Below are 22240 nucleotides of genomic sequence, written 5' to 3' on the forward strand. Positions count from 1 at the left end.
GGGATGCGGATTTGGGGGGCAGCGCTAGGGGTCGGGCTTGCAGCTTGCTGCATGGCGTCCGCGCGCGCCCAGTCGATCAATCCCGGCGTGATCCAGAACGACATCGACCGGCAACGCCGCCAGCTCGAACAACAGAGCGCGCCGCCAAAACTCACCGGTCCGGCGGTGATCGGCCCCGAGCGCGAGAAATCCCAGCTGCTGAAGCCGGGCGGGCCGAAATTCCGCCTGCGCAAGGTCGAGTTCGAGTCCTCCAAATTCATCACGCCGGCGGAGCTGGACGAGATCGCGAAGAAATATGTCGGCAAGAACGTCGACATCGCCGCGCTGTTGCAGCTCGTCGCCGACATCAACGCGATCTACACCGAGCGCGGCATCGTCACGGGCATCGCAACGCTGCCGGACCAGGATGCCAAGGGTGGGGTCGTCCGCATCAAGCTGACCGAAGGCCGGCTCCAGAAGACGACCATCGAGGGCAACAAGCAGACCCGCGCCGACTACATCCTCCAGCGCGTTAGGGAGCCCGAAGGCGAGGTCCTCGACGTTCCAAAACTCAATCGCGACGTGATCTGGTTCAACCGCACCAACGACGTGCAGATCAAGGCGCTGCTCCAGCCCGGTACGAGCTTCGGCCTCACCGACCTCCAGTTCGCGGTGATCGAGCCGCCGATCGACACCTTGCAGCTCTTCACCGACAACCAGGGCGTCGAGAACACCGGGCGCTGGGAGGGCGGGGCCTTCTACAAGCGCCACGGCCTGTTCGGCGTCGACGACCGCCTGACCTTCTACGGCGTCCGCTCCGACGGCAATCTCAACGGCAACGTTGCCTACAGCATCCCGGTCAATCCCTGGGGCGGCCGCGCCGGCGTCAGCTACACCGAGGGCAAGATCAAGATCATCCAGGGACCGTTCGTCGCGCTCGACGTCACCGGACGCTCGAGCCAGGCCGCGGTCAATTTCAGCCAGCCGGTCTGGGTGACGCAGGACTGGCTGGTGCTGCTCAACGCCGCCTTGACCGAGGGCAAGACGGTCAGCCGATTCGCCACGGTCGCCGTCACCGACGATCACTACGACAAGACGACGGCGGGTGTTTCAGTGACCAAGTCCGGCAACACCTATTCGATCACGGTGTCGCCGGCGGTGAACTACATCGCATGGCACGATTACGTGCTCGGCAACAACCGCGCGTTCAACACCTATACCGGTTCGCTGCTCGCGACCAGCGCCGCAGGGCCGGCGAATTTCAGCGCCAATGTGCTGGCGAGCTGGCAGTACACGCAGGAGAAGCTGCTGCCGGGCGACCAGATCTTCTCGATCGGCGGCCCCACCACCGTGCGCGGCTATCCCTCCAACTCGGCGTCCGGCGACAGCGGCTACTATTTCAACGCCGAGCTGCACTACAACTGGTCGCAATGGCTGAAAGGTTTCGACACCTACATCTTCACCGATTGGGGCGGAGTGTATTCGACCTTCCCCGGGGTCACCGAACTTGCCTCGGTCGGCATCGGCTTCTCCTGGACTTACGCCTCGTTCATGACGTTCGAGGCGAACTACGCGACGCCGCTGAAGATGGCGGTCTCGACCCAGAACCATTACGAGGCCTATGGCCGCGTCATCTTCCGGCCGCTGTTGATGTTCGAGAAGCCGCAAAGCCCCGCGCCCGTGGCGGCCGTTGCCGGCAGAAGCAGGTCGTAGCGGTATCCGCTCTCTCCGTCGTCATTGCGAGGAGCCCTTGCGACGAAGCAATCCAGAATCTTTCTGCGGGAAGACTCTGGATTGCTTCGCTACGCTCGCAATGACGGAGGATGGACTAACCGCTGGCGTCTGGCTGACGAACTTGAGGTGCGGGATCTCAGCGCCGCAGCGTGAACTCTTCCGCGCCGCGCCGGTGTTCCCATTCTGCCTGCTCCAGCTCAGGCCGGTCGCATTCAGTCTCGGGATAGCCGATGCAGAGATAGGCGATGAACTTCCAGGTATTGGGCACGTCGAGAATGGTGTGGATGCGCGCGGGATTCAGGATCGAGACCCAGCCGATGCCGATGCTATCGGCGCGCGCGGCGAGCCACATCGCGGTGATCGCGGCGACCACGGAATATTCCGTCGTCTCCGGCATGGTCGCGCGGCCGAGGCCATGACCGATGTCGCTGGCCTTGTCCGCGAACACGGCAAGGTGGCCGGGGGCCTGTTCGAGGCCCGACAGTTTCAGCGTGGCATAGCGCGCCGCGCGTTCGCCGGCATACGCATTCAACGCATCGGCGTTGCAGGCCCTGAAGTCGTCGATCACGGCCGTGCGCCGCGCAGCATCATCGACAGTGACGAAGCGCCAAGGCTGGCTCAGGCCGACCGACGGGGAAAGACAGGCCGTCCCGATCAGCCGCGCGATGGCGCCCTCCGGCAACGGATCGGTGCGAAAACGGCGCACGTCGCGGCGCCACACGAACAGTTCGCGTAAATGTTGGCGGAAGGTGTCGTCGAACTCGACCATGAGATCAGCCTCCCATCCGGAAGGACGCCGCCACCAGCAGAATGAGGATCTCGCCGATCTGCTCGAACGCACCCAGGATGTCGCCGGTCTGTCCGCCGATCTGGCGGATGGCAAGCCGCGCCAGCAGCAGGCCGGCGAGCGACAGCAGGATCAGCCCGACCAGCGCCTTGCCCGGCCCGAGCGCCAGTGCGAGGACGAGCGTTCCAACAGCGAAGGCAATGGCGACGCTGCGGCCCGGTGGCACTCCTGCGCTCGCCGAAAGCCCGTCCGGCCGCGCCGGCGGGACCAGCGACATGAAGGCCGGCACGCCCGCGCGCGCCGCGGCATGCGCCGCGCAGAGCGCCAGCCCGACGGCCCAGGGACTAGCGATCGCCGCGAGTGCGCTCCAGCGCAGGCCGAACGACAGGATCAGCGCGCAGACGCCGTAAGTGCCGATCCGGCTGTCGCGCATGATCTCGAGCTTGCGCTCGCGCGTGCGGCCGCCGCCGAGCCCGTCGGCGGTGTCGGCAAGGCCGTCTTCGTGCAGCGTGCCCGTGATGAGGGCGGTCGTCGCAAGCGCGAGCAGGGCGGCAAGGTTCGGTGTCAGCCCGAACCGGCTGGCGATCTTGTAGACCAGGGCGCCGGCAAGGCCGACCAGCAGTCCAGCGACGGGAAGCGCCCAGGTCGCCCGCGCGACGGCGCCGTCGCCCGCGGGCTTCGAGGATGCCACCGGCAAGATCGTGACGAACGACGCCGCCATCCTGAGATCGGCGACGATGTCTTTGAACAGTTCGGCGCGCGGGATCATTTCAATTTCATCGGTAGACCGGCGACGACGAACTCGACCTCGTCAGCAACGGCCGCGATGATCTGGTTCATGATCCCGGCGGCGTCACGAAAGCTGCGCGCCAATGCATTGTCGGGCACGATGCCGAGGCCGACCTCGTTGGTGACGAAGACGATGGGGCTTTTCAGGCGGGGCAGGGCGCCCGAGAGCTCGGTCACCTCGCGTTCCCAGTCGCGCTCTGCATGCATCAGGTTGGAGAGCCAGAGCGTCAGGCAGTCCACCAGCCTTGCACCGCCGCCGTCGGTTGCGAGCAGCACCTTGACGAGATCGAGCGGCACTTCGCGTTCGATCCAGTCGGTTCCGCGACGTGCGCGATGCTTCGCAATGCGCGCCTCCATTTCGGCATCGAGCGCCTCGGCCGTGGCGACATAGACGGGCTGTCCGGGAAAAGCGCGCGTGCGCATTTCCGCACGCTTGCTCTTGCCGGATCGCGCTCCGCCCGTGATCAAGATGACGGCCATCAAAGTCTCCTGTCAGCCTGACTAATCACCAATCGTGGTCAAAGACAAAGCCGAAATCAGGCGGCCGGGGGCTTGCGCTCGCCCCTCGCTTTGCGCAACAGGGGCGGGACAGGAGGCAAATGTGGGCTTTGCGGGCGCGATGGTGGTGGCGATGGCGGTGGATGCCCTGCTGGGCTGGCCGTCATGGCTGTTCGCGCGGATCGGCCATCCCGTGACCTGGCTCGGCCGGCTGATCGCCGCCGTCGATACCGCCTGGAATCGCGCGTCCGATCCACCGGCGCTTCGCCGCGCCGCGGGCATCGCCGGGGCGCTCGTGGTGATTGCGCTCGCGGTCGCGCTTGGCTGGGTGCTTCAGTCCTTGCTTCCCTCTGGCTGGATTCAGATCGTGCTGGTGGGCGTCCTGGCGTGGCCGCTGGTCGCTTTGCGCTCGCTGCATGATCATGTGGCTGCCGTGGCGGCACCCTTGCAGGCCGGTGACATCGCCGCTGCGCGCGAAGCGGTCTCGCGCATCGTCGGCCGCGATCCCGCCGCGCTCGATGAAGCCGGCATCGCGCGCGCGGCGATCGAGAGCCTCGCCGAGAACGCTTCCGACGGCATCGTCGCGCCGGTGTTCTGGGGCGCGTTGTTCGGCCTGCCCGGTATTTTGGGCTACAAGGCCATCAATACGCTGGATTCCATGATCGGCCATCGCAGCGAACGGCATGAAGCCTTCGGCTGGGCCGCCGCTCGCATCGACGATGTCGCGAACTTCATTCCGGCGCGCCTGACCGGATTCTTGTTCGTGCTGCTGGCGCCGCGGCGATCGGAGGCGCTGTCGTGCATGACGCGGGACGCCGGCCGCCATCGCTCGCCCAACGCCGGCTGGCCGGAGGCGGCGATGGCCGGTGCGCTTGGTGTGCGCCTCAGCGGTCCCCGCATCTATCACGGCAGCGCCACCAACGAGCCGTGGCTCAACGAAGGCGCGCGTGATCCGCTCGCCGCCGACATCAGCGAGGGATTGACGGTCTACCGCCGCGCCATGCTGCTGCTCGCCGGTGTGCTTGCGGTCCTTGCCTTTGCGTGAAAGAACGGAGCATGCGCGAGCACGGTGGAAATCTCGATCTGGCCCAGCAGCGTTTTGGCGGGCGCGCGGAGGACTGGATCGACCTGTCGACCGGGATCAACCGGCTAGCTTATCCCGTGGGCGAGGTGAGCGCGCGCGCATGGAGCGCGCTGCCGTCGCGCGCCGAGATCGACGCATTGCATCAGGCCGCGCGGCATGCCTATCGCACGAGCGCGCCGATCGTCGCGCTTGGCGGCGCTCAGGCCGCCATTCAATTGTTGCCGCAGCTGGCACCGCGGGGCCGCGCGAGCATCTTGGCTCCGACCTACAACGAGTATGCCGGGGTGTTGTCGGCCGCGGGCTGGGATGTCCAGGAGGTCAGCGAGCTCGACGCGATGGCCGGCGCGGACCTCGCCATCGTCGTCAATCCCAACAATCCCGATGGCCGGTGTCTTGCTCCGAGCGATTTGCTCGCATTGCTTCCGCGCGTCGGCCGTCTCGTCGTCGACGAGAGCTTTGCCGATGCGGTACCGCAGCTTTCGCTTGCATCACAGGCGGATCGGCAGGGGTTGCTGATCCTGCGCTCGTTTGGAAAATTCTTTGGCCTTGCCGGCCTGCGGCTGGGCTTTGCACTTGGCAATGCGGCCGACGTCGCGAAGCTCGCGGCGGCCTCGGGGCCATGGCCGGTCTCGGGCGCAGCGATCGCGATCGGCAGCCGCGCGTTGCGCGACGATGCCTGGGCGGCGGCCACATCAGCTCGGCTTGCGCGTGACTGTGTTCGCCTCGACGAGATGGCACGAGAACAAGGCTGGGCGCTGGTTGGCGGCACGTCGTTGTTTCGTCTCTATGAGACGCGCGACGCGCTTGCCGCGCAGGAGAAACTCGCGCGCGGCCAGATCTGGTCGCGCGTCTTCGCGCGGAACCCGACATGGCTGCGCCTCGGACTTCCCGGCAGCGAGGCCGAATGGTCGCGCCTTGCCGAGGTCCTAGCGCGCTAGCGCGAGCAGGCCTTCGACATCGAGATGCTTTTCGATGTGGTCGGCGAGGGCGTCGAGCGCGCTTTCGACCCTCGCATGATACGGCTCGTTGCCCGCGGGAATATCGAGCCTGGCCAAAAACGCCCTGCGGAAGTCATCCGATGTGAAGAGGCCGTGCAGATAGCTGCCCTGCACGCGGCCATCACTTGATATCGCGCCTTCCGGCTCGCCATCCAGCGTCGCGAACGGGCGGGCGCGATCCGGCCCGTCAGTGCGGCCGATGTGGATTTCGTAGGCGTCGATCGGCTGATCCGTCGCGGCATGTACGGCCGCAACACGCGTCAGCGTCTTCTGCGGGCTCATCACCGTTTCCACGTCCAGAAGTCCGAGGCCCGGTGTGTCGCCTGCGGGGCCTTCGATTCCATCCGGGTCCGCAACGCTGCGTCCGAGCATCTGATAGCCGCCGCAGAGGCCGAGCACATGGCCGCCCCTGCGGTGATGTGCAAGCAGATCGATGTCCCAGCCCTGAGCGCGCAAGAAGGCGAGATCGCCGCGGGTGGATTTCGAGCCGGGAATGATGACGAGGCGGACGTCGCCGGGAATCGCGTCGCCCGGACGCACCATCACGAGATCGACGTTCGCCTCGAGCTTGAGCGGATCGAGGTCGTCGAAATTGGCGATCCGCGACAGCGCGAGGCAGGCGATCTTGCATTGGCCCGGCTTGCGCGCATCGCTGAGGCCCAGCGCATCCTCGGCCGGCAGCTCGCCGGCGCGCGCGAACCAGGGCAGCACGCCAAGGCCGCGCCAAGCAGTCTTCTGCTCGATCAACCTGTAGCCGTCGTCGAACAGCGTGGGATCGCCGCGGAACTTGTTGATGACAAAGCCCTGGATCATGGCGGCATCATCGGGGTCGATCACCGTCTTGATGCCGACGAGCTGGGCGATGACGCCGCCGCGATCGATGTCGCCGACCAGCACCACCGGCACGTCGGCCTTGCGCGCAAAGCCCATATTGGCGATGTCGGCCTTGCGCAAATTCACCTCGGCCGGACTGCCGGCGCCCTCGACCAGCACCAGATCTGCGCGCGTCTTCAGCCGCTCGAAGCTCTCAAGCACGGCGCCCATCAGCGACGGCTTCATCGCCGCGTATTCGCGCGCCCGCGCGGTCGCGATGCGCTTTCCGTGGACGATCACTTGCGCGCCGACATCGGTCTCGGGCTTCAGCAGCACCGGGTTCATGTCGGTGTGCGGCTCGACGCCGGCGGCGAGGGCCTGCAACGCCTGGGCGCGGCCGATCTCGCCGCCATCGACGGTGACGGCCGCGTTGTTCGACATGTTCTGCGGCTTGAACGGGAGCACGCGCAGGCCGCGCCGCGTGAAAGCGCGCGCGAGACCGGCGACGATGAGCGACTTGCCCACGTCCGAGCCGGCTCCCTGGATCATCAGCGCACGCGCCATCGGGAGTATCTTCAGAACTCGACGCCGGCTTGGGCCTTGATGCCGGAGCGGAACGGATGCTTGACCAGCGTCATCTCGGTGACGAGGTCGGCGATCTCGATCAGCTCGTCCTTGGCGTTGCGCCCGGTGAGCACGACATGGGTCATCGGCGGCTTCTGCGTCGTCAGGAACTCGACCACTTCGGCGATGTCGAGATAGTCGTAGCGCAGCGCGATGTTGATCTCGTCGAGCACGACCATGCGCAGGCTGGAATCGAGGATCAGCTCCTTGGCTTTCTCCCAGCCGGCACGCGCGGCGGCGATGTCGCGGGTGCGGTCCTGCGTCTCCCAGGTGAAGCCTTCGCCCATGGCGTGGAACTGGCAGAGGTCGCCGAAATGGCCGGTGAGCAGGCGCCGCTCGCCGGTATCCCATGCGCCCTTGATGAACTGCACGACGGCGCAGGGGAAGCCATGGGCGACGCAACGGACGATCATGCCGAAGGCGGAGGAGGACTTGCCCTTGCCGGCGCCGGTATGGACGATGACGAGGCCCTTTTCGCCGCTCTTGGTCGCCATGATCTTGTCGCGGGCGGCCTTCTTCTTCGCCATTTTCGCGGCGTGGCGGGCGTCGGTTTCCTCAGCTGTTTGGGTATCCGGTTCAGGCGTCATCGGTCCCGGTCCTTCGGCTTGACAAGAGGCGGCCGGGGGCAAATGGTGGCCCGGCGTTGGTTCCTGTCCTATGACAGGCGAAGAGGGAATGCGATAGGGTCCGAATCGGCAGATTTGGGTTCAAAATGCAGCCGCCCCCGCGACCGTGACCGGAGAGATGCCCGAAGCCACTGATCCCCAGGGATCGGGAAGGCGGGGATCGAAGGGGAAAACCCTGCTCCGCAAGCCGGGAGACCTGCCAGCGCGGACGAGTTTTGGACCGGCGGACGGGGTGTTCCGCGACGGGGAAACGGGCCTTCAAGAGAACGGTCCGTGTGCCTCATCGCCTCCCGATGTTTATCCTGGAAGAGGCGATGACCGTCACACTTCACGTCTGTATCACCTGCCGTGCCGGCGAGACGCCTGGCGAGGGCGAGGCGACGCCCGGCAAGCGCCTGCATGGTGCGATCCTCGACGCCGGCGTGCCCGACGGTGTCAATGTGGTTCCCGTTGAATGCCTGTCGGCATGCAGCCAGGGGTGCTCGGTCGCGCTCAGCGCGCCCGGCCGCTGGTCCTATGTCTATGGCCGTCTGTCGGACGCGAACGCGCGCGACGTGGTCGCCGGCGCCGCGGCCTATGCGGCCGCGCCTGACGGTCTCGTGCCCTGGCGCAGCCGCCCGGAAATATTCCGCAAGCAATCGCTTGCCCGCATTCCCCCCATTGCCGTCGTGCCGGAGGCCGCTGAATGAACTCGCTCGCAAAAGTCCCGGTGACGGTGGTCACGGGTTTTCTCGGCTCCGGCAAGACGACGCTGATCCAGCATCTGCTCGCAAACCCTGACGGCAAGAAGCTCGCCGTGCTCGTCAACGAGTTCGGCAGCGAGGGCGTCGACGGCGAGATCCTGAAATCCTGCGCCGATGCGAACTGCCCGGAAGAGAACATCGTCGAGCTCGCCAATGGCTGCATCTGCTGCACCGTCGCCGACGATTTCATCCCGACCATGGAAAAGCTGCTGGCGCGCCCGGTGCGGCCCGATCACATCCTGATCGAGACCTCGGGCCTGGCGCTGCCAAAACCGTTGTTGAAGGCGTTCGACTGGCCGGAGATCCGTTCGCGCATCACGGTCGATGGCGTGATCGCGCTCGCCGATGCGGAAGCCGTTGCCGCCGGCCGGTTTGCGCCGGACCCGATTGCTGTCGAAGCGCAGCGCGCGGCGGACGAGAGTCTGGATCACGAGACGCCGCTGTCGGAAGTGTTCGAGGACCAGATCGCCTGCGCGGACATCGTGCTGCTGACCAAGGCCGATCTCGCCGGCAGCGCAGGCATCGAAGCAGCCAAGGCCGCGATCACCGCCGAGATGCCGCGCCGCGTGCCGATGCTCCCCGTCACGGACGGTGCGATCGATGCGCGCGTCATCCTCGGCCTCGGCGCTGCCGCCGAGAACGATCTCGCCGCGCGCCCCTCGCATCATGACGGCGAGGAAGATCACGAGCATGATGATTTCGCATCCGTCGTGATCGATCTTCCGGAGGTTAATGACATCGACACGCTGGTCGCTTCGGTCCAGCGCCTGGCGCGCGAGCAGAACGTGCTGCGTGCCAAGGGCTATATCGCGGTCGCGGGCAAGCCGATGCGTCTGCTGCTGCAAGCCGTCGGCGAGCGCGTGCGTCACCAGTTCGACAAGCCCTGGGGCGCAGGCAGCAGGCAGTCAAAGCTCGTCGTGATCGGCGAGCACGGCGATATCGACGAGGCCGCGATTAGGTCAGGACTTGGTCTTTCAGGATCTGGCATCTGATGCACGTCGTCTTCCGCGAGAGCCGCGGTCTCGAGGAGACCGCGACGCCAAGGGACATCGGCCAGGACCCGGCCGATCTCGTGGTGCTCTCGTATTCGGATTCCGATCTCGCCGCGTTCGCGGCCGGCTGGCGGCGCGGCCAGAGCAGCCTGCCGTCACTGCGGCTCGCCAATCTCGCGGAGCTGCGTCATCCGCTGTCGGTCGACACCTATGTCGAGCGCACGCTGTCGCAGGCGCGCGGCATTCTGGTGCGCCTGATCGGCGGCGAGTCCTACTGGCCGTATGGGTTAGCTGCCCTGCAACAGCTCGCTAGGGATCGCAACATCGTGCTGGCCGTGCTGCCGGCCGATGGCCGCGATGATCCGCGGCTCGATGCGTACTCGACGCTGCCGGTCTCAACGCTGCGGCGGCTCAAGGTGCTCTGCGACACCGGTGGGCCGGTCGCGGCGCAAGCGGCGATCGCGCAGCTTGCGCTGGCCTCGGGGCTCTATGCCGGGCCGGTCGTCGGCGAGATGACCGTGCCCGAGATGGGATTTTACGATCCCGCGCGGGGAGTGATTGCGGCACCGACAGCGAGCGAGGGGAAGCCGCTCGCGCTCGTGACCTTCTATCGCTCTTATCTCACCGCGGCGGACACCGGCCCGGTCGATGCCCTGATCGCTGCGCTACGCGAAAAGGGGTTTGATGCGTACGGCGTGTTCGCCGCCTCGCTGAAGGCAGCGGGTGTCGCGGATTGGCTGCGAGCCTATTTCGCCAAGAATCCTCCGGCCGCGATCGTGAATGCGACGGCGTTCTCTGCCGTAGGCGACGACGGCACGACGCCGTTCGATGCCGCATCCTGTCCGGTGTTCCAGGTCGCGCTCTCCACGGCGCGGCGCGAGGACTGGGCGGAGTCGCTGCGCGGCCTGTCGCCGGGCGACCTCGCCATGCATGTGGTGCTGCCCGAGGTCGACGGCCGGGTGTTCACGGGCGTGGTGAGTTTCAAATCCGCCGCGACGCGTGATCCCGATCTGCAATTTTCGCATCTGGCGCACAGGCCGGACGAAGAGCGTGTGACGGCCGTCGCCGCGCGGGTTGCGGCCTGGCGTCGCCTCGCGGAGAAAACGACCGCTGAGAAGCGCGTGGCGATCGTGCTCTCGAACTATCCGGGCCGTCCGCATCAGATCGCGCATGCGGTGGGGCTCGATGCGCTGGCGTCCGTCGAGGCGTTGTTGGCTGACCTTGCGGCGACCGGCTTTGACGTCGCGCCGGTTCATGTCCTCGGCGAGACGCTGCTCGAGCAGAAATTAACCTGGAGCATCGCCGATTACCGAGCGGCGCTCGCGCGCCTTCCGCAAGTCCTGCAGGATGATCTTGCGCAAGCCTGGGGTGCGCCCGAGACCGACCCGGGTTGTCGTGACGGCGCATTCCATTTCGCGGCTATCGCTTGCGGCCAATCGATCATCGCGGTTCAGCCGGAGCGCGGCGATGCGACCACCCGCGATGCCGACTATCACGATCTCGCCCGCACGCCGCGCCATGCCTATGTCGCGTTCTATCTCTGGCTCAGGCAGCAGGGCTGTGATGCCGTCGTGCACATGGGGGCGCACGGCACGCTGGAATGGCTGCCCGGAAAATCGGTGGCGCTGTCGTCTCGCTGCTGGCCGGAAGCACTGATCGGCGATCTGCCCGTCGTCTATCCCTTCATCGTCAACGATCCCGGCGAGGCCGCGCAGGCCAAACGGCGTCTGGGTGCCGTGACGATCGGCCATCTGCCGCCGCCCCTCGAGCAATCCGCGGTGCCGGAAGGCCTGCGCCGGCTCGAGCGTCTGCTCGACGAATATTCGACCGCCGACGGGCTCGATCCTGCCCGCCGCCAGCGCCTGATCGCCGCGATCCGCGACGAGGCGCGCACCGCGGGCCTCGAGGACGATCTCGGCCTCGACGCATCGGCCGCGCCGGCGGAAGCGATTCCGCGGATCGATCGCTTCGTCTGCGATCTCAAGGAAAGCCAGTTCGGCGATGGCCTGCACGTGTTCGGCCGCGGCGCCTGCGGCGAGGCAGAGCGCGATGCGCTCCGTGCGGCGCTTGCGGGAATGCGCGTCGCACCGGGACCGTCGGGCTCGCCCTATCGCGGGCGCCAGGACGTGCTGCCGACCGGGCGCAATCTCTTTGCCGTCGATCCGCGCGCAGTGCCGACGCCGTCGGCGCACGCGCAGGGGATCAAGCTCGCGGAAGAGCTGCTGCGCCGGCACCTTCAGGATCATGGCGACTGGCCGAAGGGCCTCGTGGTCGATCTCTGGGGCTCGGCGACGATGCGCACCGCGGGCGAGGAGTTTGCGATGGCGCTGCATCTGGCCGGTCTCGCGCCGCGCTGGGATCACGCCTCCGGCCGCGTCACCGGCTACGACATCATCGCGCCGGCCGAACTGGGCCGTCCCCGCATCGACGTGACGCTGCGCGTGTCGGGCCTGTTCCGCGACGTCTTCGCGGGCCTTGCGCAATTGTTCGAGGCTGCCGCCGAGGCGCTTGCAGCTCGCGAGGACGAGGGCGAGGAGAATCCCTATCGCCATCGTACCTCCCGCGTGTTCGCACCGCGTCCCGGACAATATGGCGTCGGCCTCTCCGCGATCCCGGATGCCTTCACGCCCGAGACGCGCGACGCGGCCGGCGAAGCGTGGCTGTCGGCATCGTCCTGGGCTTTTTCCGCCGATGGCGCGATGCAGCCGGATCGCGCCGGCATCGAGACGCGGCTCGCAGCCGCCGATGCTTTCGTTCACGTGCAGGATTTGCCGGAAACCGATCTGCTGCTCGCCGCCGACTACGCCGCGCACGAAGCCGGTATCGCGGCGGCTGCGGCACATCTCGGCGCGGCGGGCCCATCGCTCTATCATCTCGATACGACGCGCCCCGAGCAGCCGCACGCGCGCACGCTGACCGAAGAAATCTCCCGCGTCGTCCGGGCACGAGCGGCCAATCCGGCCTGGATCGCCGGCATGATGCGCCACGGTTTTCGCGGCGCCGCCGAGATCACCGCGACGCTGGAACACATGGCTGCCTTCGCGCATCTGGCGGGTGCCGTGCCGCCGCATCTGTTCGATCTCTACTATGACGCGACGCTCGGCAACGACGACGTCCGCGCCTTCATGGCCCGCGAAAATCCGGCGGCGCTCGCTGCCATGGAGACCTGCTTCACGCGCCTGCATGAGGCCTCACTCTGGCAAACGCGCCGCAATTCGATCGCGGCTGCGCTGAGGGAGGCGTCATGAGCGCTTCCGCGGTCAAGGGCTGGTGTCCCGGCGCGCTGCGCCCGATGCAATCGGGCGACGGGCTCGTGGTCCGCGTACGCCCCTTCGGTGGGCGGCTCGAAGCCGCGCAGGTCGCCGGGCTTGCCGAGCTCGCCGAACGCTATGGCAATGGTCTGATCGATGTGACGAGCCGCGCCAACCTCCAGATCAGGGGCGTGAGCGAACAGGGCCATCGGCCGCTGCTCGAGGGCCTTGCACGGCTGCAATTGCTCGACCCCGACACGGACGTCGAGGCCCGCCGCAACATCCTGGTGACACCATTCTGGAATGTTGGCGACGAGACGCAGGCGCTCGCCGCGGAGCTTGAAGAGGCACTTGCCGACAGCGCGCTCGACCTTCCCACAAAGTTCGGATTCGCCATCGATGACGGAACTTCGCGTGTGCTCGCTGGCGATTCCGCCGATGTGCGCATCGAGCGCGATCACGGCGGCCGGCTCCTGGTGCGGGCCGATGGTGCAAGGCTCGGCCGCTCCGTCGCGCGCGGACAGGCGGTGAGCACGGCGCTGGCGCTCGCGCACTGGTTCATCTCATCAGGCGGCGCGAAGGGCGGGCGAGGGCGCATGGCGGCCCATGTCGCGGCCGGCGCGGCATTGCCTGGGCCATTGAACGGCGACACCGAGCCCGCGCCCGTGATGGCGGCGTCACGGCCCGGGCATTATCCGCAAGGCGCCATGGTCGGCGTCGCGTTCGGGCAGATGCTGCACACCACGCTCCATCAATTCTCCGGCTGCGGCCATGCGTTGCGCATCACGCCATGGCGGATGGTGCTGAGCGAAGGCAAGCGCGAGATGCCGAGCGGGACGGGCCTCATCACCGAGCCCTACGATCCGGCACTGCGCGTCATCGCCTGCAGCGGTGCGCCGCGTTGCCGCGAGGCGCATGCCGACACGCGCGCGCTGGCAGCCGCCCTTGCACCGCGTATCGCGCTGGACACGCGGCTTCACGTCTCCGGCTGCGCCAAGGGCTGCGCGCGTTCCGGCGCGTCCGCGGTGACGCTGGTTGCGACCAGTGCCGGATTCGATCTCGTCCGCGAGGGCTCGACGCGCGACGAACCGGTTTTGCGCGGATTGAACGGCGCCGACATCGTCAGCGATCCCTCCATCCTGGTCGGAGGGCACTGATGCCGCACACCTACGAGACCGATGGCGCGGCGATCTACCGCCAATCCTTCGCGACCATCCGGACTGAGGCGGATCTTGCGCGCTTTTCGCCGGACGAGGAGCCGGTGGTGGTGCGGATGATCCATGCCGCCGGCATGGTCGGCCTGGAGGCGCATATCCGCTTCACGCGTGGCATGGCGACCGCCGCGCGCGCGGCTTTGCAGAAGGGCGCGCCGATCCTGTGCGACGCGCGCATGGTCTCCGAAGGAATTACGCGCGCGAGATTGCCGGCGGCCAATGCCGTGATCTGCACGCTCGGCGACGAGACCGTGCCCGCGCTGGCGAAGTCCATGCGCAACACGCGCTCCGCCGCGGCGCTGGAGCTGTGGCGGCCGCATCTCGATGGCGCGATCGTCGCGATCGGCAATGCACCGACCGCGCTGTTTCACCTGCTCAACATGCTGGAAGACCAGAACTGCCCGCGGCCCGCGGCGATCATCGGCTGCCCCGTCGGCTTCGTCGGCGCGGCGGAATCCAAGGCGGCGCTGATGGCCAATCCGCCTGTGCCGGCGCTGACGGTCGAGGGCCGCCTCGGCGGCTCCGCGATCACGGTCGCCGCCGTGAACGCGCTGGCGAGCCGGAGCGAGTAGCCATGGGACGCATCATCTGCTGCGGTCTCGGCCCCGGCGATCCCGACTTGATGAGCGTGCGCGCGGATCGCACCGTGCGCGGCGCGAAGCACGTCGCCTATTTCCGCAAGAAGGGGCGGCCCGGCCAGGCGCGGCGCATCGTCGAGGGCATGCTGGGTGCCGACGTCACCGAATACCCGATGGAATATCCGGTCACGACGGAGCTCGCCTTCGACAGCGCGGAATACGTCCAGTTGCTGGCCGGCTTCTACGACGAATGGGCGGAGCGGCTGGCGCGGCTTTCGCGCGCGGTCGACGTCGTCGTGCTCTGCGAGGGCGATCCCTATTTCTACGGCTCCTTCATGCATCTGCACACGCGCCTGCAAGGGCGCGTCGAGATCGAGGTGATCGCGGGCATTCCCGGCATGGTCGGCTGCTGGAACGGCGTCGGCCGGCCGATCGCGCTCGGCGACGACGTGACGACGGTGCTGATGGGCACGCTCGCTGAAGACGAGCTCGAACGGCGCATGCGTGATTCCGATGCGCTCGTCATCATGAAGACCGGGCGCAATCTCGCAAAGGTTCGCCGCGCGCTCGCGGCCGCCGGCCGGCTCGACGACGCCTGGCTGGTCGAGCGCGGCACGATGCCGGGCGAGCGCGTGGTGCGGCTCGCCGAGATCGATGCCGCCGATTGTCCTTACTTCGCGATCGTGCTCGTGCACGGCAAGGGCCGGCATCTGGACGCGGGCGAATGATGGGCTCGCTGACCATCGCAGGCCTCGGGCCGGGCAGCGATGCGCTGGTGACGCCCGAGGTCTCCGCCGCGCTTGCCTCCGCCACCGACATTCTGGGCTACGCGCCCTATGTCGCGCGCGTGCCGCCGCGAGCGGGGCTCACCCTGCACCCATCCGACAATCGCGAGGAGCTGCAACGCGCGAGTGAGGCCCTGCGGCTCGCGGCCGAGGGCGGGCAGGTCGTCGTCGTTTCCTCCGGCGATCCCGGTGTCTTCGCGATGGCGTCCGCCGTGTTCGAGGCGCTGGAGCAGACGCCGCAATGGCAGGAGCTGCCGATCCGCGTGCTGCCCGGCATCACCGCGATGCTGGCGGCTGCCGCGCGCGCCGGCGCGCCGCTCGGGCATGATTTCTGCGCGATCAATCTCTCCGACAATCTCAAGCCGTGGGCGGTGATCGAGAAGCGGCTGCGGCTTGCCGCGGAAGCCGATTTTTCGATTGCGATGTACAATCCGCGTTCGGCGAGCCGGCCGGAGGGCTTTGGCCGCACACTTGCCGTGTTGAAAGAGGCAGGCTGCGGTGATCGCCTCGTGATTTTCGCGCGCGCGATCAGCACCGCCGACGAGAAGATCGAGACGGTCACGCTGAACGAAGCGACGCCCGAGATGGCCGACATGCGCACGCTGGTGATCGTCGGTAACTCCCAGACGCGCCGCGTCGGCCGCTGGGTCTATGCGCCGAGGCAGGTGCGATGACCGAGCCACTGCATGATCTCGGCCACGCTCTCGACCCGCATCCGTTCGGGCAGTCTTGGCCGCGCGATCATGATCACGGGCAGGCCGAGCCTGCGGGCCGCGTCGATCTTGGCGCGCGCGCCGTCGCCGCCGGAGTTGCGGGCGACGATCCACGCGATGCCGCGCGCGCGCATCATCTCGAGCTCGCCGTCGAGCATGAATGGCCCGCGCGATACGATCACGTCAGCCGGGAAGGGCAGCGCTGCTTCGGGCGGATCGACGAAACGCAGCGTGTAGGCGTGCTGCGGCTTGGTCGCGAACGGCGCGATGTGCTGGCGGCCGATGGCGAGGAACACTTTTGCCGGCGCCTCGGGAAGCGCGGCGGCTGCGGCGTCGACATCCGCGACCTCGATCCAGTTGTCTCCGGGCACTTTGGTCCAGGGCGCACGTTCCAGTGCGATCAGCGGCGTCTTGGTGTCCGCACAGGCCTCGACCGCGTGGCGGCTCATCTCGGCCGCGAAGGGATGCGTCGCGTCGATCACATGCGTGATGCCTTCGCCGCGGATGTAATCGGTCAGCCCGCTCACGCCGCCAAAACCGCCGATGCGCGTCGGCAGCGGCTGATCGGCAGGCAGGCGGGTGCGGCCGCCATAGGAATAGACGGCGTCGATGCGCGAGCGCGCGATCTCCGCGGCGAGCACGCTCGCATCGGCAATTCCGCCCAGAATAAGGGCGCGCGGCATGGCTGATCCCTGGCTGACCATCATCGGTATCGGCGAAGATGGCCTTGCCGGGCTGTCGGAAGCAAGCCGAAAGGCGCTTGCTAACGCCGAAACCGTCTTTGGCGGTGAACGGCATCTTGCGCTTGCCGGCGTGAGCGGCCGCGGCCGCCCATGGCCGGTGCCGTTCGACGCAGATGTCGTGCTGAGCTGCCGTGGCCGGCCGACGGCGGTGCTTGCCTCCGGCGATCCCTTCTGGCACGGCGCGGGTGCAAGTCTTGCCGAGAAGCTCGACACGGGCGAGTGGGTTGCCCATTCAGCCCCGTCGACGTTTTCTCTTGTTGCCGCGCGGCTGGGCTGGCGCCTCGAAGCTGTTGCCTGTCTTGGTCTCCACGCCGCGCCGTTCGAGCGTCTCGTTCCGCATCTGGCGAATGGCGCGCGCATCATTTGTCTCTTGCGCGACGGGAAAGCCGCCGGTGATCTCGCGAAATGGCTGAGCGCGCGCGGATGGGGGGCCTCGGTATTCTGGACTCTCGCCGCGCTCGGCGGCCCACGCGAAAGCCTCAAAGAGCATCGTGCGGACCGCTTTGCCGGCGATCTCGCTGGAAACCTGGTCGCAGTGGCAATTGAGGCGAAGGGCGCGCAGGGCATTCCCCGCAGTTCGGGACTTTCGGACGATCTCTTCGTCCATGACGGCCAGATCACCAAGCGGCCGGTGCGGGCGCTCGCGCTCTCGGCGCTGGCGCCGCGTTCGGGCGAGCGGCTGTGGGACATTGGCGCTGGCTCGGGTTCGATTTCGATCGAGTGGGCGCTGTGCGGCGGGACGGCGATCGCCATCGAGGCGCGCGAGGATCGCGCGGCGAACATTCGCAGCAATGCAGCGTCGTTCGGATTGGCGCATCGGATCACCGTCATCGGGGGGAGCGCGCCCGAAGCTCTCGCTGCGCTGGACCTGCCGGATGCCGTCTTCATCGGCGGCGGTCTCGATAGCGCGATGTTCGACGCGATCTGGTCGCGGCTTGCGCCGGGTGCCCGGCTGGTTGCACATTCAGTGACGCTGGAGACGGAGGCGCTGCTTGGCGAGCTGCATCAGCGCCACGGCGGCGAGCTGATGCGGGTCGAGATCGCGCATGCCGGGCCGCTCGGCCGCTACCGGTCCTGGGAGGCTGCGCGTCCCGTGGTGCAGTGGAGTGCGGTCCGATGAAGGTCGCCGGGCTCGGATTCAGAAAGGATGTCACGCTGGCTTCGCTGCGTGAGGCGCTGCTGGCAGCCGGTGGCAGTGAAGGCCTTGCGGCGGTCGCGACTGTCAGCGAGAAAGCCGATGCGGAGGCGCTGAAGCAGCTCGCGCGTGAATGCGGCGTGCCGGTCATGGCTGTCCCGGCCGACATGCTGGCCGGCATCGAGACGCCGACGCAGTCGAAGCTCGTCGCGGAAAAATTCGGTACCGGATCGGTCGCTGAAGCCGCGGCGCTCGCTGCGGCCGGCCCGCGCGCGCGATTGATTGCGACGCGGGCGGTCTCGCAGGATCGCACCGCGACGGCGGCGATCGCGGAAGGAGAGGGTGCATGACGGTGCACTTCATCGGTGCGGGGCCGGGCGCCCCTGACTTGCTGACGCTGCGTGGCCGCGACCTGATCGCGGCGTGTCCGGTCTGCCTCTATGCCGGCTCGCTGGTCCCTGAGGGCGTACTGGCGCATTGCCCGCCCGGTGCGCGGATCGTCAACACCGCGCCGCTGTCGCTCGACGAGATCATGGCGGAGATCGCCGCCGCGCACGCCGAGGGCAAGGATGTTGCTCGCTTGCATTCCGGCGATCTCTCGATCTGGTCGGCAATGGGCGAGCAACTCCGCCGCCTGCGCGCGCTCGGTATTCCCTATACGGTGACGCCGGGCGTTCCATCGTTCTCGGCGGCAGCGGCGGCGCTGGAGACTGAACTGACGCTGCCGGGTCTTGCGCAATCCGTGGTGCTGACACGGACACCGGGCCGGGCCAGCGCGATGCCTGAAGGCGAAAAGCTCGCCGCCTTCGCCGCGACCGGCGCGGTGCTCGCAATCCATCTGTCGATCCACCTGCTCGACAACGTCGTCGCCGAGCTCACGCCGCATTACGGCGCGGATTGTCCGGTCGCGATCGTCTGGCGTGCGAGCTGGCCGGAGCAGCGCATCGTCCGCGCCACGCTGGCAACGATCGATTCTGCTGTTGCTGGCGAGATGGAGCGCACCGCGCTGATCCTGGTCGGCAGGACGCTCGGCGCGACGGATTTCGACGAGAGTCGTCTCTATGCCGCCGATTACGATCGCCGCTATCGGCCTGTTGGCGCCGAGCCGCGCTTTCCGGAGGCATCGTGATGCCGGCAGGGCTCGTCATCTCCGCGCCTGCCTCCGGCGTCGGCAAGACGACGCTGACGCTGGCGCTCGCGCGCGCCTGGCGCAATCGCGGGTTGAACGTGCAGTGCTTCAAGAGCGGGCCCGACTACATCGATCCCGCCTTCCATGCTGCCGCCACGGGACGTGCTTCCGTCAATGTCGATAGCTGGGCCATGGACCGCGGGACGATCGCGCATCTCGTCAGCCGCGGCACCGATGCCGATGTCGTGCTCGCCGAAGGCTCGATGGGCTTGTTCGACGGCGTTGCCGCGCGCGGCGTCTGCGGCACCGGCGCGACCGCCGATATCGCGGAGATGCTGGGCTGGCCGGTGGTGCTGGTGATCGACCCCTCCGGACAGGCACAGACGGCCGCCGCAATTGCCGCGGGCCTTCGCGACTATCGCGCGGGTGTGCGCCTTGCCGGCGTCGTGCTCAACCGTGTCGCCAGCCAGCGCCACGAAGACCTGGTGCGCCGCGCGCTCAACGATGCCGGCATCGCCGTGTTCGGCGCGCTGCCACGCCATGCCGAGATCAGCCTGCCGAAGCGGCATCTCGGCCTGGTACAGGCCGAGGAGCAGGCCGAGATCGGCAAGCTGATCGACGAGGCCGCGCGCTTCGTCGCCGAACATGTCGATCTCGATGCGGTGCTGCGTTCGGCAGCCAGCTGGTCGCCGCAACCGGCCGCAAATGGTCTGAATGTGACGCCGCCCGGCCAGCGCATTGCGCTGGCCCGCGATGCAGCCTTCTCCTTCGTCTATCCGCATATGCTGGAAGCCTGGCGCGCGGCCGGCGCCGAGATCTCGACATTCTCGCCGCTTGCCGATGAAGCGCCCGATGCCAGCGCCGATGTATGCTGGCTCCCCGGCGGCTATCCCGAGCTGCATGCCGGCACAATCGCGGCCAATGCGCACTTTCGCAGCGGCCTGCGCGCCTTCGCTGACACACGGCCGGTGCACGGCGAATGCGGAGGCTATATGGTGCTGGGAACCGCTTTGACCGACGCCGACGGCATTCGCCACGAGATGACGGGCCTGCTTGGCCTCGAGACGAGCTTTGCCAAGCGCCGCATGCATCTGGGATATCGTCTCGCTGCGCTCGCAGCCCCGATGCCGGGGCATCAGGTCGGCGCGCGGCTGCGCGGTCACGAGTTCCACTATTCGACGATCGTCGCGCAGCCGGATACGCCGCTGGCGGTCGTGCACGATGCAACGGGTGCGGTCATCGCCGAGACCGGCTCGCGCCGGGACCATGCCACCGGCACGTTCTTCCATCTGATCGCGGAGGATCGGTGAGCGGTTTTGTCACTTTCATTTCGGCCGGCCCCGGCGACCCCGAGCTTCTCACGCTCAAGGGCGCCGCGCGGCTGCGGGATGCCGACGTCGTGCTCTATGACGATCTTGCTTCCGGCGCGATCCTCGATCTGGCCCGGCCCGGCGCCAATCTGGTCGCGGTGGGCAAGCGGGCAGGGCGGCCCTCGACCAAGCAGCACCACGTCAACCGCTTGCTGGTCGACTATGCCGCAACCGGCTCGCGCGTCGTGCGGCTGAAGTCCGGCGATGCCGGCATTTTCGGGCGGCTGGAGGAGGAGCTCGACGCGCTGCGCGAGGCCGGCATCGGCTACGAGATCATTCCCGGCGTCACCTCCGCCTGCGTTGCGGCGGCGCAAGCCGGCATTCCGCTGACCCGGCGCCATACCTCGCGCCGGGTGCAGTTCGTGACCGGGGCCGACGTCACCGGCGAACTGCCGCCAAACCTCAACTGGGCGGCGCTGGCCGATCCGGAGGCGACGACCGTCGTCTATATGGGCCGGCGCACCTTTCCGGCGCTTGCCGCAAAATTGATCGAGCACGGCCTCGCCGCGGACACCCCGGCGCTGTTCGCCGAATCCCTCGGCCGTCCGGACGAGCGGCTGATCCGCACCACCGTGACCGAGCTGGCCGAACGGCTTGCGCGAGGCGGCGCAGCCTCGACGGCGGCCGTGATCCTGTTCGGTGCGCTGGCGGGGGATTATCCGTCGTGACGGCGCCGGCCGCCCTTCGCCCCTTGACGCCCGGCTTGCGAAAGGGGCACACATGGGATGCATGGTGCTCGACGCGGCGCAAAGCGCCGGAGCATAATCGGGAATGGGGGTGGGCGGACCCAGTTGCGGCGCCCAAAACCCCAGCCGCCCCCGCGACTGTAAGCGGTGAGGGACTTCGATCAGCCACTGGGCCGCAAGGCTCGGGAAGGCCGGAGAACCCCAGTGAGCCGCGAGCCAGGAGACCGGCCCTGCACGTTTTGAGGCCAAGGCCGTCGGGTGTGACGGCAGGAAGGATCTGAGCCATGCATATCGAACCCGGGGTAGTGACGGGCGCCAAGCTTGTATTGAGTTACGCAACCGGCATCGCCGCAGGCGGCGTTGCCTTGAAGCTGGCGGTCGAGACCGTGCGCGAGCAGGGCATCGGCTCGTTTGCTGCGCGCACTCTCGTCACCACGGGCCTCGTCTTCGTCTTCTTCGAGATCCTGCCGCACTTCCCGGTCGGCGTCTCCGAGGTGCACTTCATCCTGGGCTCGACCTTGTTCCTGCTGTTCGGCGCCGCGCCCGCGGCCTTTGGCCTCGCGTTCGGCCTGCTGCTCCAGGGCGTGTTCTTCGAGCCGCCGGACTTGCCGCAATATGGCATGAACGTGACGACACTTTTGGTGCCGCTGTTTGCGATCCAGGCGATCGCCTCGCGGATCATTGCGCGCAACACCGCCTATGTCGACTTGAAGTATCGTCAGGCGCTGGCGCTTTCGACGACCTACCAGGCGGGCGTGATCGCCTGGGTGGCGTTCTGGGCACTCTATGGCTCCGGCTTTGCCATGAGCAACCTCGCCAGCATCGCGACGTTCGCGGCGTCCTATGCGCTGGTCATCGTGATCGAGCCGCTCGCCGATCTCGCCGTGCTGGCATTGGCGAAGTCGCTGCGCGGGGTCACCGCGCCCGGCCTCGTCACACCGCGCCTGCACAACGCAGCCTGAGAGACCA

Annotated in this window: 22 protein-coding genes and 2 riboswitches; of the genes, 16 read left to right on the plus strand and 6 right to left on the minus strand. The window is 67.7% G+C overall.

Annotated features, from left to right (window positions below; genetic code table 11):
• The first annotated feature begins 3 nt into the window (after positions 1 to 3).
• Positions 4 to 1692: a ShlB/FhaC/HecB family hemolysin secretion/activation protein gene (locus NLM25_RS15970; protein WP_254137575.1), complete on the plus strand. Its 1689-nt coding sequence runs from the start codon at positions 4 to 6 to the stop codon at positions 1690 to 1692.
• 157 nt (positions 1693 to 1849) lie between these two features.
• Here the strand turns inward: NLM25_RS15970 and bluB are convergent, their stop codons facing one another.
• The 3 genes from bluB to cobU are packed head-to-tail and all read right to left on the minus strand — an operon-like array spanning position 1850 to position 3769.
• Complete coding sequence (bluB, locus tag NLM25_RS15975) at positions 1850 to 2482, minus strand: 5,6-dimethylbenzimidazole synthase (protein WP_254137576.1); 633 nt, start codon at positions 2480 to 2482, stop codon at positions 1850 to 1852.
• Between the two features lie 4 nt (positions 2483 to 2486).
• Entirely contained in the window at positions 2487 to 3269 is a 783-nt protein-coding gene (cobS, locus tag NLM25_RS15980; protein WP_254137577.1) for an adenosylcobinamide-GDP ribazoletransferase, read from the minus strand.
• Positions 3266 to 3769, minus strand: coding sequence for a bifunctional adenosylcobinamide kinase/adenosylcobinamide-phosphate guanylyltransferase (gene cobU, locus NLM25_RS15985; protein ID WP_254137578.1), 504 nt, complete (start codon positions 3767 to 3769; stop codon positions 3266 to 3268). The genes cobS and cobU overlap by 4 nt, the downstream gene beginning before the upstream one ends.
• Positions 3770 to 3890: 121 nt before the next feature.
• Here cobU and cbiB point away from each other — a divergent pair, with 121 nt between their 5' ends.
• Together cbiB and cobD are read left to right on the plus strand one after the other, a co-directional pair.
• The gene (gene cbiB, locus NLM25_RS15990) at positions 3891 to 4832 is read left to right on the plus strand and encodes an adenosylcobinamide-phosphate synthase CbiB (RefSeq protein ID WP_254137579.1); all 942 of its coding nucleotides are present in this window, start codon (positions 3891 to 3893) and stop codon (positions 4830 to 4832) included.
• Between the two features lie 11 nt (positions 4833 to 4843).
• A complete protein-coding gene (gene cobD / locus NLM25_RS15995; RefSeq protein WP_254137580.1) occupies positions 4844 to 5809 on the plus strand; it encodes a threonine-phosphate decarboxylase CobD in 966 nt (321 codons plus the stop codon).
• Here the strand turns inward: cobD and NLM25_RS16000 are convergent.
• Both NLM25_RS16000 and cobO read right to left on the minus strand, forming a co-directional pair.
• Entirely contained in the window at positions 5798 to 7246 is a 1449-nt protein-coding gene (locus NLM25_RS16000) for a cobyric acid synthase (protein ID WP_254137581.1), read from the minus strand. The genes cobD and NLM25_RS16000 overlap by 12 nt on opposite strands.
• An 11-nt stretch (positions 7247 to 7257) precedes the next feature.
• Entirely contained in the window at positions 7258 to 7893 is a 636-nt protein-coding gene (gene cobO, locus NLM25_RS16005; protein ID WP_254137582.1) for a cob(I)yrinic acid a,c-diamide adenosyltransferase, read from the minus strand.
• 40 nt (positions 7894 to 7933) lie between these two features.
• A riboswitch (cobalamin riboswitch) is annotated at positions 7934 to 8151 on the plus strand.
• Between the two features lie 95 nt (positions 8152 to 8246).
• On the opposite strand from cobO, the gene NLM25_RS16010 reads away from it, so the two are divergent.
• Genes NLM25_RS16010 through cobJ form a run of 7 tightly spaced genes read left to right on the plus strand, consistent with a single transcriptional unit; the run spans position 8247 to position 16169 of the window.
• A complete protein-coding gene (locus tag NLM25_RS16010; RefSeq protein ID WP_254117869.1) occupies positions 8247 to 8621 on the plus strand; it encodes a DUF1636 domain-containing protein in 375 nt (124 codons plus the stop codon).
• On the plus strand, positions 8618 to 9667 hold the full coding sequence (gene cobW, locus NLM25_RS16015; RefSeq protein WP_254137583.1) for a cobalamin biosynthesis protein CobW: 1050 nt from the start codon (positions 8618 to 8620) through the stop codon (positions 9665 to 9667). Before NLM25_RS16010 ends, cobW begins: the two co-directional genes overlap by 4 nt.
• A complete protein-coding gene (gene cobN, locus NLM25_RS16020; protein ID WP_254137584.1) occupies positions 9667 to 12915 on the plus strand; it encodes a cobaltochelatase subunit CobN in 3249 nt (1082 codons plus the stop codon). Before cobW ends, cobN begins: the two co-directional genes overlap by 1 nt.
• Positions 12912 to 14075, plus strand: coding sequence for a precorrin-3B synthase (gene cobG, locus NLM25_RS16025; protein ID WP_254137585.1), 1164 nt, complete (start codon positions 12912 to 12914; stop codon positions 14073 to 14075). The genes cobN and cobG overlap by 4 nt, the downstream gene beginning before the upstream one ends.
• Positions 14075 to 14704 carry a precorrin-8X methylmutase gene (locus NLM25_RS16030; RefSeq protein WP_254137586.1) on the plus strand — a complete coding sequence of 210 codons (630 nt, stop codon included), beginning with the start codon at positions 14075 to 14077 and terminating at the stop codon, positions 14702 to 14704. The genes cobG and NLM25_RS16030 overlap by 1 nt, the downstream gene beginning before the upstream one ends.
• A 2-nt stretch (positions 14705 to 14706) precedes the next feature.
• Positions 14707 to 15438, plus strand: coding sequence for a precorrin-2 C(20)-methyltransferase (locus tag NLM25_RS16035; protein WP_254117874.1), 732 nt, complete (start codon positions 14707 to 14709; stop codon positions 15436 to 15438).
• A complete protein-coding gene (cobJ, locus tag NLM25_RS16040) occupies positions 15435 to 16169 on the plus strand; it encodes a precorrin-3B C(17)-methyltransferase (RefSeq protein WP_254137587.1) in 735 nt (244 codons plus the stop codon). The genes NLM25_RS16035 and cobJ overlap by 4 nt, the downstream gene beginning before the upstream one ends.
• Here cobJ and NLM25_RS16045 read toward each other — a convergent pair.
• Positions 16145 to 16891 (minus strand): cobalt-precorrin-6A reductase, encoded by a 747-nt coding sequence (locus NLM25_RS16045; protein ID WP_254137588.1) that lies wholly within the window; start codon positions 16889 to 16891, stop codon positions 16145 to 16147. The genes cobJ and NLM25_RS16045 overlap by 25 nt on opposite strands.
• On the opposite strand from NLM25_RS16045, the gene cbiT reads away from it, so the two are divergent.
• The 6 genes from cbiT (at position 16890) to NLM25_RS16075 (ending at position 22233) form a co-directional block, all read left to right on the plus strand.
• On the plus strand, positions 16890 to 18071 hold the full coding sequence (cbiT, locus tag NLM25_RS16050; RefSeq protein WP_254137589.1) for a precorrin-6Y C5,15-methyltransferase (decarboxylating) subunit CbiT: 1182 nt from the start codon (positions 16890 to 16892) through the stop codon (positions 18069 to 18071). The two genes, NLM25_RS16045 and cbiT, sit on opposite strands and share 2 nt — an antisense overlap.
• The gene (locus NLM25_RS16055; protein WP_254137590.1) at positions 18068 to 18436 is read left to right on the plus strand and encodes a cobalamin biosynthesis protein; all 369 of its coding nucleotides are present in this window, start codon (positions 18068 to 18070) and stop codon (positions 18434 to 18436) included. The genes cbiT and NLM25_RS16055 overlap by 4 nt, the downstream gene beginning before the upstream one ends.
• Positions 18433 to 19215: a precorrin-4 C(11)-methyltransferase gene (gene cobM / locus NLM25_RS16060; RefSeq protein ID WP_254137591.1), complete on the plus strand. Its 783-nt coding sequence runs from the start codon at positions 18433 to 18435 to the stop codon at positions 19213 to 19215. The genes NLM25_RS16055 and cobM overlap by 4 nt, the downstream gene beginning before the upstream one ends.
• On the plus strand, positions 19215 to 20525 hold the full coding sequence (locus NLM25_RS16065; protein WP_254137592.1) for a cobyrinate a,c-diamide synthase: 1311 nt from the start codon (positions 19215 to 19217) through the stop codon (positions 20523 to 20525). Before cobM ends, NLM25_RS16065 begins: the two co-directional genes overlap by 1 nt.
• Positions 20522 to 21253, plus strand: a complete 732-nt coding sequence (cobA, locus tag NLM25_RS16070) for a uroporphyrinogen-III C-methyltransferase (protein WP_254117881.1) — start codon at positions 20522 to 20524, stop codon at positions 21251 to 21253. The genes NLM25_RS16065 and cobA overlap by 4 nt, the downstream gene beginning before the upstream one ends.
• A gap of 45 nt (positions 21254 to 21298) precedes the next feature.
• Positions 21299 to 21519: riboswitch (cobalamin riboswitch) on the plus strand.
• 36 nt (positions 21520 to 21555) lie between these two features.
• Positions 21556 to 22233: an energy-coupling factor ABC transporter permease gene (locus tag NLM25_RS16075; RefSeq protein WP_254117882.1), complete on the plus strand. Its 678-nt coding sequence runs from the start codon at positions 21556 to 21558 to the stop codon at positions 22231 to 22233.
• Positions 22234 to 22240 lie beyond the last annotated feature (7 nt).

The organism is Bradyrhizobium sp. CCGB01 (assembly GCF_024199795.1).
In the GTDB taxonomy this organism is placed as follows: domain Bacteria; phylum Pseudomonadota; class Alphaproteobacteria; order Rhizobiales; family Xanthobacteraceae; genus Bradyrhizobium.